At 61.9% G+C, this 12,577-nt stretch carries 15 protein-coding genes; 8 read left to right on the plus strand and 7 right to left on the minus strand.

The genetic code is table 11. The features are described from left to right. The 5 genes from VIW95_RS03500 to proB all read left to right on the plus strand — a co-directional run. On the plus strand, positions 1-100 hold a 100-nt coding region (locus VIW95_RS03500), incomplete at its 5' end, for a bL21 family ribosomal protein (RefSeq protein WP_349259282.1). Between the two features lie 63 nt (positions 101-163). Then, positions 164-445: a 50S ribosomal protein L27 gene (gene rpmA / locus VIW95_RS03505; protein ID WP_331584026.1), complete on the plus strand. Its 282-nt coding sequence runs from the start codon at positions 164-166 to the stop codon at positions 443-445. A gap of 102 nt (positions 446-547) precedes the next feature. After that, positions 548-1,576 carry an LLM class F420-dependent oxidoreductase gene (locus VIW95_RS03510; protein ID WP_331584027.1) on the plus strand — a complete coding sequence of 343 codons (1,029 nt, stop codon included), beginning with the start codon at positions 548-550 and terminating at the stop codon, positions 1,574-1,576. A gap of 28 nt (positions 1,577-1,604) precedes the next feature. Continuing rightward, on the plus strand, positions 1,605-2,624 hold the full coding sequence (gene obgE / locus VIW95_RS03515) for a GTPase ObgE (protein ID WP_331584028.1): 1,020 nt from the start codon (positions 1,605-1,607) through the stop codon (positions 2,622-2,624). Further along, positions 2,605-3,750: a glutamate 5-kinase gene (gene proB, locus VIW95_RS03520; RefSeq protein WP_331584029.1), complete on the plus strand. Its 1,146-nt coding sequence runs from the start codon at positions 2,605-2,607 to the stop codon at positions 3,748-3,750. Before obgE ends, proB begins: the two co-directional genes overlap by 20 nt. A gap of 5 nt (positions 3,751-3,755) precedes the next feature. Here the strand turns inward: proB and VIW95_RS03525 are convergent, their stop codons facing one another. Further along, on the minus strand, positions 3,756-5,501 hold the full coding sequence (locus tag VIW95_RS03525) for a hypothetical protein (protein ID WP_331584030.1): 1,746 nt from the start codon (positions 5,499-5,501) through the stop codon (positions 3,756-3,758). A 76-nt stretch (positions 5,502-5,577) separates the two neighbouring features. Here VIW95_RS03525 and VIW95_RS03530 point away from each other — a divergent pair, with 76 nt between their 5' ends. The 3 genes from VIW95_RS03530 (at position 5,578) to rsfS (ending at position 7,971) form a co-directional block, all read left to right on the plus strand. Then, positions 5,578-6,831 (plus strand): glutamate-5-semialdehyde dehydrogenase, encoded by a 1,254-nt coding sequence (locus VIW95_RS03530; RefSeq protein ID WP_331584031.1) that lies wholly within the window; start codon positions 5,578-5,580, stop codon positions 6,829-6,831. A 20-nt stretch (positions 6,832-6,851) separates the two neighbouring features. Further along, positions 6,852-7,490, plus strand: coding sequence for a nicotinate-nucleotide adenylyltransferase (gene nadD, locus VIW95_RS03535; RefSeq protein ID WP_331584032.1), 639 nt, complete (start codon positions 6,852-6,854; stop codon positions 7,488-7,490). 91 nt (positions 7,491-7,581) lie between these two features. Beyond that, on the plus strand, positions 7,582-7,971 hold the full coding sequence (rsfS, locus tag VIW95_RS03540; RefSeq protein ID WP_331584033.1) for a ribosome silencing factor: 390 nt from the start codon (positions 7,582-7,584) through the stop codon (positions 7,969-7,971). 24 nt (positions 7,972-7,995) lie between these two features. Here the strand turns inward: rsfS and VIW95_RS03545 are convergent, their stop codons facing one another. From VIW95_RS03545 to VIW95_RS03570, 6 genes are all read right to left on the minus strand, one after another. Further along, the gene (locus VIW95_RS03545) at positions 7,996-8,220 is read right to left on the minus strand and encodes a GlsB/YeaQ/YmgE family stress response membrane protein (RefSeq protein WP_331584034.1); all 225 of its coding nucleotides are present in this window, start codon (positions 8,218-8,220) and stop codon (positions 7,996-7,998) included. A gap of 54 nt (positions 8,221-8,274) precedes the next feature. Beyond that, a complete protein-coding gene (locus tag VIW95_RS03550) occupies positions 8,275-8,394 on the minus strand; it encodes a hypothetical protein (RefSeq protein ID WP_331584035.1) in 120 nt (39 codons plus the stop codon). Positions 8,395-8,448: 54 nt separating this feature from the next. After that, positions 8,449-9,093: an enoyl-CoA hydratase/isomerase family protein gene (locus VIW95_RS03555; protein WP_331584036.1), complete on the minus strand. Its 645-nt coding sequence runs from the start codon at positions 9,091-9,093 to the stop codon at positions 8,449-8,451. Positions 9,094-9,233: 140 nt separating this feature from the next. Beyond that, entirely contained in the window at positions 9,234-10,781 is a 1,548-nt protein-coding gene (locus VIW95_RS03560) for a class I adenylate-forming enzyme family protein (RefSeq protein ID WP_331584037.1), read from the minus strand. Continuing rightward, positions 10,778-11,524 (minus strand): enoyl-CoA hydratase/isomerase family protein, encoded by a 747-nt coding sequence (locus VIW95_RS03565; protein WP_331584038.1) that lies wholly within the window; start codon positions 11,522-11,524, stop codon positions 10,778-10,780. Before VIW95_RS03565 ends, VIW95_RS03560 begins: the two co-directional genes overlap by 4 nt. Next, on the minus strand, positions 11,524-12,577 hold a 1,054-nt coding region (locus VIW95_RS03570; RefSeq protein ID WP_331584039.1), incomplete at its 5' end, for an amidohydrolase family protein. The genes VIW95_RS03565 and VIW95_RS03570, both read right to left, overlap by 1 nt.

Below are 12,577 nucleotides of genomic sequence, written 5' to 3' on the forward strand. Positions count from 1 at the left end.
CGTGTTCAAGAAAAAGCGGCGCAAGAACTACCGGCGCAAACGCGGGCATCGGCAGGAACTGACGGTTCTCAAGATCGAGGAAATTTCCGCCGGCGCATAGTCGTCGCGCGAATTTCTAATTGAACTGCGGCTCAGAAAGCCGCTCATCCCAGGGAGACACTGCGTGGCGCACAAAAAAGGACAGGGTTCGACGCGCAATGGCCGCGACAGTCCGGGCCAACGCCGGGGTATCAAGATTTACGCGGGCCAGACCGTCAAGGCCGGCAATATCATCATCCGCCAGCTCGGCACCCGCGTGCATCCGGGGCGCAACGTCGGGCTCGGCCGCGACTTTACGATTTACGCGCTCATCGACGGTGTGGTTAAGTACGAGCCGAAGGGTGAGAAGCGGCAAGTGAGCGTCGAGCCGCTCCCCGCCGGCGACACTGCAGGGGCGTCTGCCTAGATCGTTAGAACGAGATTGAGATGAAGCCCTGCGGCAGTGCCGTGGGGCTTCTTTTTTTGAACGACGCGTGACGCGGACGTTTCCGCGATGGAGGAAATTTCGATGCGACTAGGTTTACTCTCCGGCTATTCGGGCGCGCAGATGGGCTTGCCGATGGACACGATCCTCGAGGCGGAGCGCGCTGGCTTCGACTCTGTTTGGACGGCCGAGGCTTACGGCTCCGACGCAATTACGCCGCTGGCGTGGATCGGCGCGAACACCAAAAAAATCCGGCTCGGCACCGGTATTATGCAGATGCCGGGGCGCACGCCTGCGATGACTGCGATGACCGCGATGACGCTCGACGCACTGTCGGGCGGGCGCTTCATCCTGGGCATCGGGCCGTCGGGTCCTCAGGTGGTCGAGGGCTGGCACGGCGTGTCGTACGGCAAACCGTTGCAGCGCACGCGCGAGTACATCGAGATCGTCCGCACGATTCTCGCGCGCGAAGTTCCCGTCGAGCATCACGGCAAGGAATTCGACATCCCATACACGGGGCCGGGCGCGTCGGGCCTCGGCAAGCCGCTTAAGAGTATCCTGCACGGGCGCAAGGACATGCCGATTTACACCGCGTCGATCAGCCCCAAGGGAATAGCGCTGGCGGGGGAGATTGCCGACGGCGTGATTCCGGTCTGGATGAATCCGGAGCGATGGGACATCTATGACGCGCCGCTGAAAGAAGGGTTCGCGAAGACCGGCGGTAAAAAGAGCCACGACAATTTCGACGTCGCGCCGTTCGTCCAATGCTACATGGGCCCGGACGTCGAGAAATGCCGGATGCCGGTGAAGGGGATGCTCGCGCTGTACATCGGCGGGATGGGCGCGCGCGCGAAAAATTTCTACAACGATTACGCCAAGCGGCTCGGGTACGAAGACGTCGCGGGAAAAATCCAGGACGCGTTCCTCGCCGGCAAGAAGGCCGAGGCGATGGCGATGGTGCCGGACAAGCTGGTCGATGAAGTCGCGCTGGTCGGCAATCGCGAGCGAATCGCGGACCGGCTCAAGGCGTGGAAAGCGTCGCCGGTGGAGACGATGCTGATAGGCACTGGCGATATCAACACGGTGCGCGCGCTCGCGGAGATTTGCCTGTAGGTTTCGCCACGCGAACAGACCCTGAAAAATGCGATTTATCGATGAAGCCAGGGTATTCGTGCACGCCGGCAAGGGGGGCGACGGCGCGATTGCGTTTTTGCGCGAGAAGTACCGGCCGTTCGGCGGGCCGGCGGGCGGCAACGGAGGGCGCGGCGGCAGCGTAATCTTGCAGGTCGATGAAGGCCTGTCGACGCTGCTCGATTTCAAATATCAGCCGCGGCTGGTCGCGAAAGACGGCGAAGGCGGTCGCGGCAAGGAACAATACGGTCACGGCGCCGACGACATCGTCGTGCGAGTCCCGCCCGGCACGATTGTGTTCGACGAGGAAAGCGGCAAGACGCTAGCTGATCTCGTGATGCCGGGAGATACGGCGGTGATCGCGCAAGGTGGCGAGGGCGGCCGCGGCAATATGCATTTTGCGTCGTCAACGCGGCGCTCGCCGCGAATCGCGACACCCGGAACGGCGGGCGAGCAGCGATGGATCCGCATGGAATTGCGGCTGGTCGCGGAGGCTGGCCTCGTGGGACTTCCCAATGCGGGCAAATCGACGCTGTTGACCGCGCTCAGCGCGGCGCGCCCGAAGATCGCGCCCTACCCTTTCACGACGCTGGCGCCAAATATCGGCCGCGTGTCGATTTCCGACGAGGAGAGTTTCACGCTCGCGGATATCCCCGGGCTGATCCAAGGAGCGCACAAGGGGCTTGGGCTGGGGATTCGTTTCTTGCGGCATATCATGCGCACGCGGCTTATCGTTTACGTGATCGACGCGACCGACGATCCTGCGACCGCGTTCGCGACTGTGCGCGGGGAGATCGCGGCGTTCGATCCGATGCTGGCTGAGCGGCTGGCGCTCGTCGCGCTCAACAAAATAGATCTGCTCGAGGCGGCTGAGGTGACAAAGATCGCGCGCAAGTTGCGCGAGCTCACCGGCCTCGAGGTATTTCCGATTTCGGCCGACAAAAGCGAAAAGCTGGCGCCGCGGGTCGCCGCGATCGCGCGAATGCTTCATTCGATGGACCAGCCGGCGCATGTCTCAACTGAACTATAAGGAATCGACGGTCGCGCGCGCGCGGCGCGTCGTGATCAAGGTCGGCAGTGCGGTGCTGTCGGACCTCGACGGCCTGCGCGTCGATGTGATCGAGCAGCTCGCGGCGCAGATCGAATTGGCGGTGCGCGCGGGCCAGGAAATCGTGATCGTCACGTCAGGCGCGGTCGCCGCGGGACGCGCGCGGTTGTCGAAACTTCACGGCGCCACTATCGCAGCGCGGCAAGCCGCGGCGGCAACCGGGCAAATCGAGCTGATGTCGGCGTGGGCGCGCGCGTTCGGGGCCAACGATCGAAGCGTCGCGCAGATTTTGCTCACTCATCAGGATTTGGCGGAACGCCGGCGCCGTCAGAATGCAAACCAGACCATCGCCGAATTACTCGGCGCGGGCGTGATTCCGATCGTCAACGAAAACGACACGGTCGCGGTCGAGGAAATCCGGCTCGGCGACAACGACGTGCTGTCGTCACTGGTCGCGAGCCTCGTGCAGGCGCAGCTCCTGATCATTCTGAGCGACGTCGATGGCGTGCTGACCGGCGATCCTCGCGAGCGCCGCGACGCGCGGCTGATTCCTGTAATCACCGATCCGGAAGCCGAGATGCGCGGGCTGGTGGCCGAGAACGCGGGTCCGCTCGGTGTCGGCGGGATGGCGACCAAGCTGAAGGCGGCACGCCAGGCGGCGCGCGCCGGAATCGCGGTGATAATCGCGCGTGGCCGCGAAGCCGGAGTCGTCACCGCCGCGCTGGACCCGGCGCGCGAGGCGGGAACGTTGATTGTGCCAGCCGGAGTGCGGCTCAAAAGCCGCAAGCATTGGATAGCATTCGCACTGCGGCCGGCAGGATCGCTCGCGGTCGACAAGGGCGCGGCCGACGCGCTCTGCAATCGGGGGCGGTCTCTGCTGCCGTCGGGCGTGCGCGAGGTGCGCGGAGATTTCGGCGGCGGCGATTGCGTGAGCCTGTTCGATCCCGACGGCGTCGAGTTCGGACGAGGACTCGTAAATTATCCCGCGTCAGATGTGCTCAAGGTCGCCGGCCGGCGCTCGACTGAGATCCCGACACTGCTCGGGTACAAGGTGGCCGACGAGATTATCCATCGCGACAATTTTGTGCTGATCAAGGAGATCGCGTAGCGCTTTTAGAACTCTCTTATTTGCCAGATTTGCCAATATAAACCTGGCTGGAGCAGGCGAAATCGCGATGTTATGTAGGGGGTAGGAGACTTGTCAGTGGGCAGTGCTACGTAGCGCACTTCGAGGACGCGGATAGCCTTGTCGGGATCTCGCGTCACGTCGTCGAACTCGCGAATGAAACCTTCTCTCAGTTTCGGTTGGATCGGTTCGAGGAACCAGTAATCGCCCACGTTCTCCGCAGTATCGCGGACGAAATCCGCACGGGTGTCTCCGCTCAGAAATGCGTTAAGGGCGGTTCTGGTCTCCCAGCTTGAATTGTCGAGAGTCGTGCTAGTCGGCACTATCCATCCGCTGAGCATCCGCTGGTTTTCGGCGACCCCGGCCAACTCGCAGAAGTGTTCGGACCCGGCGACGATCGAGCGTGGGATAAGCGGAGCGACTCCGGGCGCCATCCGCTGCGTGCGGTACCTTACGAAGTCATCGAGCTGTTGATTTCCGAAGCGGGTGCGAGTTACTTCGATCGCGTTCAAGTATATTGCGCCTAGCAAGTAGAGTAGAACGAAAGTCGATAGCGCGATTACGTACTTCGGACGCCGTGGTATCCATGGTTCTGCCACAGTAGCTATTACGATTAGTATCAGGACAAGTCGAACGGGCCACCATAGCCACTCGAAGTGATACTCATGAAAAGAGATACCCGCGATCAAGCGGCTATCACTAAGTAGTATTCCGGCGATCATCAGACTCAACAAGTAGATCAATTCGACGCGGCGAGTTCTCCAGATCCAAAGACCCACAACGATGGCGATCGCGACCGACACGATTGGATAGTCGACATTGGCGGTTCGCGAGGTATGGACAAACATTCCGAATCGGGCGATCGCTTCAGCCGACACTAACGCTCTCGAGTACAGGCTCATCGCCAATTCCGGCAAGCCGATGGCGAAGCCGATCGACAGCGTCCAGCGGTAGACCCGGCGGCCGGCCGGATCGAGCAGCCACGCGATAAAGAGGGCCGCCGCGGCCATCGTCCACAGGTAGAAGAAGAGATAGAACAACAGGCCGAACGCCAAACCGGACAGCCACAGGTTGAGCGAGCGCGGACGCTCCCGCGCATTCGATACGGCTACGATTTGGAGAAATAGGAACGGCAGATCTAGTGCGGGATCGGGCGCGCGCCACAGAATAAAAGGAAACGACAGCAGATCTCCAACGGGATGAACGACAAGCGCACTCACTATCCGTCTCATTTGGGAAACGATCACGAACGGGCCTTCCAATCCAGCGCAAAATCCGGAGTCCGACAAACAAAATATAGTCAGTCCGGCCGCTACCCAGGGCCGGCGAAGAAACCACCAGAATAGCAAGTAAAGACCTGCGCCAATGCCCAATCCGGCGATGAGCGACCAGATCAAGGCGACGGAGAAGATACTCAGTCCGAAAATGCGAGCGACAAACACCACGGGAACGAATGGAAGCCACGGATAGAATGTGACGCCCTCGGCAACGATCGGATCGCTGATGTACCAGAGGTGGTTGTAGTAAGCCTGCGCCGCGATCTGAAGGTAGTAGAAGGTTTCCGGTTGCTGCATGCATACCCACGTTCCGGTCTTTATCCGCCAGACGAGAACGGGAGTGTAGGCAAGCGCGAGTCCGGCCGCGACGCAGGTGAGCATCGGGAGGAGAGGAATCGCAGCGGCAGGCGCGTCGGTGGCGGCCACTGATTTCGATTCGATAGCGTCGTTGCGCATCCTCACCCGCTTTTCGCTTACGCTCCCGGACTGCTCACAGTTTATTTGATCGGCGTCGATATATATCCTTCATTGGATGACGGTTGAAGCGGATACTATCGCCGCGATCGGGCGAGCGCGGGCGGCGGCGCCTGCGATGGCGATTGCCACGACGCGCGCGAAAAACGATTTTCTGCGCATGCTGGCCGGCGCGATACGCGAGTCGCGTGCGGAAATTATTCGCGCCAACGCGCTCGATCTCGAGCGCGCGCGCAAATCGGGACGCGGTGGCGCGTTCGTCGAGCGTCTGACGCTGGATGACAAGCGAATCGAAGCGATGGCGGCGGGCGTGCTTCAAGTCGAGGCGCTCGACGATCCGGTTGGCACGGCGATCGAGAAATGGACGCGGCCAAACGGGCTCGAGATCGAAAAGATTAGAGTGCCGATTGGCGTGATCGCGATGATTTACGAATCGCGCCCCAACGTCACCGTCGATGCGGCGGCGCTGACCTTGAAGGCTGGTAATGCGGTAGTGCTCCGCGGGGGCAGCGAAGCGCTTAGCAGCAACGCGTTCCTCGCCGGATTGATTTCTCACGCTTTGAAGAATGCGCGCTTGAATCCGGATGCGGCGACTTTTATTCGCGATCCTGATCGCGAAGTAATCCAGGTGATGAAGCGCAGCCGTGACCTGATCGACATGATAATTCCACGCGGCGGCCAGTCGTTGAAGAACGCGCTGGACGGATCGGCTGTGCCGCTGCTGCCGCATTTCGACGGTAAGTGCCACACGTACGTGGATCGGGCGGCGAATCTGAAGATGGCCGAGGAAATTTGCTTGAACGCAAAATGCTCGCGGCCATCAGTCTGCAATTCGATGGAGAAACTGTTGGTCCATCGGGCGGTCGCGGAGAAATTTCTGCCGTCGATTGTCGCGCGGATGACGGCGGCCGGGGTCGAGATTCGCGGCGACGATGCGACCCGAAAAATCGTCCCGACAGTGCGCGCGGCGACGGACGAAGACTGGGACGCGGAATATCTCGACCTGATACTGGCGGTGAAAGTCGTGGATTCGATTGACGAGGCGATCGCGTTTATCGCGCGTCACGGGTCTCATCTCGCGGACGCGATCGTCACTGGCGACGCAGAGACTGCCGCGCGCTTTGAACGCGAGGTCGATTCGGCTACCGTTTATGTGAATGCCTCGACGCGTTTCACCGACGGTTTCGAATTCGGATTTGGAGCGGAGACGGGAATATCGACCAATCGGCTGCATGCGCGCGGACCGATGGGGCTCAACGAGTTGACCACATATAAGTACGTGCTGCGCGGGACCGGACAAGTCCGCGCCTGAACGGGGCGCAATCAAATCACATGCGGGTAGGTCTGTTCGGCGGCAGTTTCAATCCGATTCATCTCGGGCATTTGCGCGCGGCCGAGGAAGTTCGCGAGGCGCTGCAGCTCGACCTCGTGTATTTCATCCCGGCCGCGTCGCCGCCGCATAAGGCGGAAGGCGATTTGGCGCCGGCGGAGCATCGGCTGGCGCTGGTGCGAGTGGCGACCAAGGGCAATCGCCATTTCATGACGTCGGATGTGGAAATTCGGCGGGCGGGGCGATCGTACACGATCGACACGGTGCGTTATTTTCTTGCGACGCTGCGGCAGCCGGCGACGCTGTACCTGCTGATGGGCGCGGATCAATTTGCGGAGCTGGATTCGTGGAAGGAGCCAGAAGAACTGGCGCGGCTGTGCAACTTTGCCGTTCATACAAGGTTAACCGAAGGGCAAGACGGGCCGCCCCGAATTTCAGTTGCCGCGCTCAAACGGTTTGGCTACACTCAGGCAGACGATCACTACGTGCATTCGAGCGGACAAACGCTATCTTTTGTCGAAACCACGTTCCTTCCTATTTCAGCGACAGAAATTCGCGGTAAATTGCATCACGGCGAATCGATCAGGTACTTGGTGCCGATCGACGTCGTCGATTACATTAAGCGTCACGCGCTGTATTGAGGATCGCTCTGCTTAAATCTTCGCGTTCATTTCAATTCCGATCGAACCATCCACAAGCGGCGAACCCGCCGGCCAATCGCGGTCAGATTTCTTGACGGCGCTGAAGAAGGCGATTGCCGCGGCCGAAGCGGCGCTGGAAAAAAAGGCCTACGACCTGGTCGTGCTCGAAGCCGAGCATCTGAAATCAGTTGCGGATTATTTCCTGGTAGCGACGGGACGCTCCGACGTGCAGGTGCAAGCGATCGCGCGCGGAATCGAGGAGGCGATGGGCAAGGCCGGGCAGCGTGCGCTGGCCGTCGAAGGGATGCATCACGCGCACTGGGTGGTGCTCGACTACGACGACGTGGTGATTCACCTGTTCTACGAGCCGGCGCGCGAGTTCTACCGGCTCGAGACGAACTGGATCGACGCGCACGAAGTGAGGCTGCCGGAGCAGATTCGCAAGCAGGCCGAAGGTCTGCGCATCCGCGCGAGCGGGTAAGAGTCCGGCGCGCGGACTGTTTTTCTAGACGCGCTTAAGCATGTGCGAGATCCACACCAGGATCACCGCGCCGATCGTTGCGACGACAATCGCGCCAATCATAGTGCTAGGCGAGCCGAAAATCGCGCCGCCGATGAGGCCGCCGACCAGGCCGAGCAGGAGGTCACCGATCACTCCGAAGCCCGAGCCATCCATGATTTTGCCGGCCAGAAAGCCCGCAATTATTCCGACTATGATCGCAGCAATCATTTGGGGGACCTCATTCAGTTGTCGCGATAGCGCCTGGAACAGCGCAGATGATCGCTACTTTTTTTGTTCCATCGGAACGCCGCAGCACTTGAGCTGACCGTTGCCAGCCTTGGTGACGATGACCTGCGATTTGCAATTGCCGCAGATATAAACTTTGCCGAGCTGATTTGCCATTCGTGGATCCTGGTCCTTTCGGATGATTTAACTAGAAAATCTTGCGCCGAAAACTCACGCACCCCGGAACAGCGGTTTGCGCTTCTCGAGAAAAGCGCGCACGCCTTCGGCACGGTCGGAAGTCGTTTGTAGCAGGGCGTACAGATCCTCCTCAAGCCTGATGCCCTGGTCCAAAGTCATGTCGGTGCCCTTGAGCACCGCGTCCTTGACCAGGCGCGCGGCGAGCGGAGCGCGGCTCAGAATGGCCTCGGCGACGCGACCGCCGGTAGCGGCGAGATCGGCGGGATCGCCGGCAAGATAAGTGACGAGGCCAGTTCGAAGAGCGTCGTCGGCGCCCAGAGCCGTTCCCGTGAACATCAGGCGGAGTGCGTTGGCGGCGCCGATCAGGCGCGGGAGGCGTTGGGTCGCGCCGAAATGGGGCATCGTGCCGCGTTTTATTTGCGTGATCGCGAATCGAGCGGAGGAAATCGCGACGCGAATGTCGGCGGCCATCGCGAGTTCGAGTCCTTCGTCGAAGGCGTCGCCGTTGATGATCGCGACGGTAGGCTTGGAGAGCACTGCGAGCGATTCGACGAGGCGCGGATCTACTGCGGCGTCGAAGCCGATGCAGAAAGCGGAGCCGGCGCCGGTGATGGCGAGCATGCGGGCGGCGTCGTCGTCCTCGACGTGCTCGAACAGCTCGAGCATGCGAACGGCCATCGCGGGCGTCAGAATCGCGCGCGGGCCGTGGAATCGAAGCGTTGCGCTGACGCATCCACTGGCGAAAGAAATGTCGATGGAGCCGGCTGACGCGGAGCGCGTGGCGCGACGCGGTCGAGATTTTTTGGCGGCGCGCGGCGTCAGACGCCTCCCGCGGGTGCGCGTAGATCTTTGCGCAGGATTTTGCCGAGCGGATTTTTCGGCAGCGCGTCGATGAACTCGATCCGTTCGGGACGCTTGAAGCTCGCCAGGCGCGAGCGGCAGAAATCCTCGAGCTCGGACTCGGCCACTTTCATTCCCTTACGTGGAACGACGAAGGCCTTGACGATTTGCCCCCATTCGACGGAGGGCACACCGATAACGGCGCACTCGTCGACGGCCGGATGGCTCATCAAGACGGTTTCGATTTCGGCGGGAGCGATATTCTCGCCGCCGCGGATAATCATGTCGTCCTTGCGGCCGGCGAAGAAGACGTAGCCGTCGTCGTCGAGCCATCCGAGGTCGCCGGTCGCGCGCCATCCCTCGGGCAATCGCGCATCGTCGTCGCGGCCGGCGTAACCCTTCATGATGCGCGGGGTGCGGATGATTATTTCGCCGACCTGGCCGTGCGGGAGAAGCTTGCCGTCCTCGTCGCGGACACGAATCTCGACGTCGGGCAACGGTTTGCCGATCGAGTTGAGGCGTTTGAGCTTGAGCTCGATCTGCTCGGGCGTGCCTTCGATTCGATGATCGTCGGGGCCGAGCACGGTGAGTGATGAAGTGGTTTCAGTCTGGCCGTAAGCGTTCACGAAGCCGACTTTTTCCGGGAAGACTTCGATCGCGCGCCGGATGACTTGCACCGGCATCGCCGCGCCGCCGTAAGCGAGATTGGTCAGGGTGGAGAGATCGGTTTTCGCAAATGCGGGCTCGTCGATGATTTGTTTCATCATCGTAGGTACGACGAAGGCGTGCGTGACGTGCTCGCGAGCGACGAGATCAAGCCACGCCTTCGCGTCGAACTGCGGCATTATGATCAGCTTGCGGCCGGTCCAGATGTTGGTCATGTACGCGGTCGTTCCGGCGATGTGATAGAACGGCACGCACACCAGCGCGACACCGCGATCGGTGCCGTCGGCCATCTCGACGTTGGCGGTGACATAGGCGGCGAAATCGCGAAAGCGCAACTGCACGCCCTTGGGCAGCGACGTGGTGCCGCTCGTGTACATCAGAATTGAGATGTCCTCGTCCTCGACTTCGGCTTCGGACTCGTCGGGCTCGGCCTTCGCGATGAGATCGGCGAGGCGCGGCAATCCGCGGGCACCGTCGCCGAGCGCGACGACTTTGCTCGCGCGCAGGCGGGGCTGAATCTTGGCGATCAGTTCGAGGTAGCGATCGCCGACGAGCAACGCCTTGGCGTCGGCGGTGTTGATCATGTATTCGAGCTCGGCATCCTTGGCGCGATAGTTCAACGGCAGGAACGTCAGCCCGGCCTTGGCGGCAGCGTAGTAGCACTCAATGTAGAGATCGGAGTTGGTATCGAGGACCGCGATGACATCACCATGCGCCAGGCCGAACTGCTTGAAGATCGCGCACAGGCGTGAGACCTGGTCGTTCAGCTCGGCATAGGTAAGGCGCCGCGGCCCGAAGACCAGGATTTCCTGGTCCGGCACGATCGAAGCGGGGATCGTGACGAAGTTGACGGTGTTCACAGCGCGCGATTCCTCCCAGCGGGTAGCCGCTTCCAGAGCCGGCGTTCGAGTTCGAGTCCCTGTCGCAGCGACAAATCGAGGCCGCCCCAGACCGCCAGCTTGAGTAGCGCGGACTGCTCGCGGCTGACGCGTGCGAACGAGCGGGCGATTGTCAGAGCGCGGCGATCCAAATCGGCCAAGGGAACCACTTCGGCGACCATACCTACAAGTAACGCGTCTTGGGCGTCAATCCAACGGCCAGTGAGGCAAAGGTCGAGCGCGCGGCCGAGGCCGAGGCGACGGGCAGCGGTTTGCGTGCCCGCGACGCCGGGAATCATGCCGGCGCCGGTCTCGGGCAGTGACAGGCGGGTATCGTCAGCGGCAATTGCGAGATCGCAGAGCAGCGCCATCTCGAGTCCGCCGCCGACGGTGTAGCCATGGATCGCAGCGATGGTCGGGATGGGCAGCGCGCGGAGCATCCCCCACACGTCACGGCGAAAGCGGACCCATCGCGCGACGATCGGCGACGGCGCCATCCCGAACTCGGCGAGATCGCCGCCGGTCGAGAAAGCCTGGCCGGCGCCCCGCAGGACCATCGCGCAAACTTCGCGATCGTCGTGGATCGCGGCGAGGATTTGGAACAGGTCGTCGCGCATCGCCATGTTGTAGGCGTTGAATTGCGCGGGGCGGTTGAGCGTGACCCATGCGAGGGGGCCGCGCTTGTCGTAGAGAACCGCGCTTGAACCATTCGTTTTCGACGGCATTATGTGGAGCGCAGGTCAGCGCTGTCGCTGCTGGCGATCGCGGGACGACCGCGCTCGTAAACCACGCGGCCACCGACAATCGTTATGTCGACGGTGAGGTTCATCAGATCGGCGAGCGCGAGCCCAAACGGGTCGCGCGGCAGCACGATCAGATCGGCAAGCCGGCCCGGCTCGATAACGCCTGCGTCGAGACGAGCCAGGCGCGCGGCTTCGGTGGTGAAGAGCGCAAACGCGTCAGGCATCGAGAGCGCTTCTGCGGGAGCGAGCTCGACGCCGTCGATCGTCGTGCGAGAGAGGGCGGCTACGATCGCGGCGAAGGGCTTGGCCGGCGTGACGGGCGCGTCGGTAGCGCCGACCAGGTGAACGTTGGCGTCCTTCAGACTGCGCGCGCGATAGAGATGAGCGACGAGACCGGGCTCGGCGGCGTACTTGGTACCGCGAAAGTAGATGAAGCCGGGATTGGTGACGACCCACACGCCGGCGGCCATCAGACGGTCGATGTAATTAGGCGTGATGATCCCGCCGTGCTCGATGCGACATCGCGGCATCTCTTGTGCGCCGGAAAATTGAGCTTTGGCGGCTTCGATTGCGGCGATCGCCTCTTCGAGTTCTTCGATTTCGGTGACGTGGAACGCGCAATCGAGTCCGCGCTCGAGAGCGTGCCGCACCGGGCGCGACAGGCCGGCAGGATCGTACTGATAGCCCGGCATGAACTTGGCGCCAGCGAGACTGATGCCGGCGGCGCGGGCAAGCTGCTCGCATCGATCGGCCTCGTCGAGATGCTGGCCGCCGATCATCACGCCGACGCGTTGGCCTATTGCGTTCGATTGCACCAGCTTGGCGAACTGCGCGACTTCGATCGCGCCGTTGCGCGTGGTGGCGTCGGTGAATGCGGTGACTCCGGCGGCGGCCATTTCGCGGCTCATGATGCGCGCGCGCGATTCTGACTCGGCTGCAGTCACGGGCGGAAGATGATCCGACAGCCAGGTCTCCATCCCGACCAACAGGCCGGTGAGTTTTCCGGCGGCGTCGCGAACCATGTTGGCGCCGTAC

Origin of the sequence: Binatus sp. (SeqCode), assembly GCF_036522015.1 — a bacterium.
In the GTDB taxonomy this organism is placed as follows: Bacteria; Desulfobacterota; Binatia; order Binatales; family Binataceae; genus Binatus.

What these genes read in the sequence shown, in the direction of transcription:
- VIW95_RS03555 (WP_331584036.1), bottom strand. Translation starts at nt 9,093, where the DNA reads ATGGCCGTTCGCATGCTCGAGCTGTTCGAGCACGTCGAGGACGACGAC.
- obgE (WP_331584028.1), top strand. Translation starts at nt 1,605, where the DNA reads ATGCGATTTATCGATGAAGCCAGGGTATTCGTGCACGCCGGCAAGGGG.
- VIW95_RS03550 (WP_331584035.1), bottom strand. Translation starts at nt 8,394, where the DNA reads ATGGCAAATCAGCTCGGCAAAGTTTATATCTGCGGCAATTGCAAATCG.
- VIW95_RS03530 (WP_331584031.1), top strand. Translation starts at nt 5,578, where the DNA reads ATGACGGTTGAAGCGGATACTATCGCCGCGATCGGGCGAGCGCGGGCG.
- nadD (WP_331584032.1), top strand. Translation starts at nt 6,852, where the DNA reads ATGCGGGTAGGTCTGTTCGGCGGCAGTTTCAATCCGATTCATCTCGGG.
- VIW95_RS03565 (WP_331584038.1), bottom strand. Translation starts at nt 11,524, where the DNA reads ATGCCGTCGAAAACGAATGGTTCAAGCGCGGTTCTCTACGACAAGCGC.
- proB (WP_331584029.1), top strand. Translation starts at nt 2,605, where the DNA reads ATGTCTCAACTGAACTATAAGGAATCGACGGTCGCGCGCGCGCGGCGC.
- VIW95_RS03525 (WP_331584030.1), bottom strand. Translation starts at nt 5,501, where the DNA reads ATGCGCAACGACGCTATCGAATCGAAATCAGTGGCCGCCACCGACGCG.
- VIW95_RS03545 (WP_331584034.1), bottom strand. Translation starts at nt 8,220, where the DNA reads ATGATTGCTGCGATCATAGTCGGAATAATTGCGGGCTTTCTGGCCGGC.
- VIW95_RS03510 (WP_331584027.1), top strand. Translation starts at nt 548, where the DNA reads ATGCGACTAGGTTTACTCTCCGGCTATTCGGGCGCGCAGATGGGCTTG.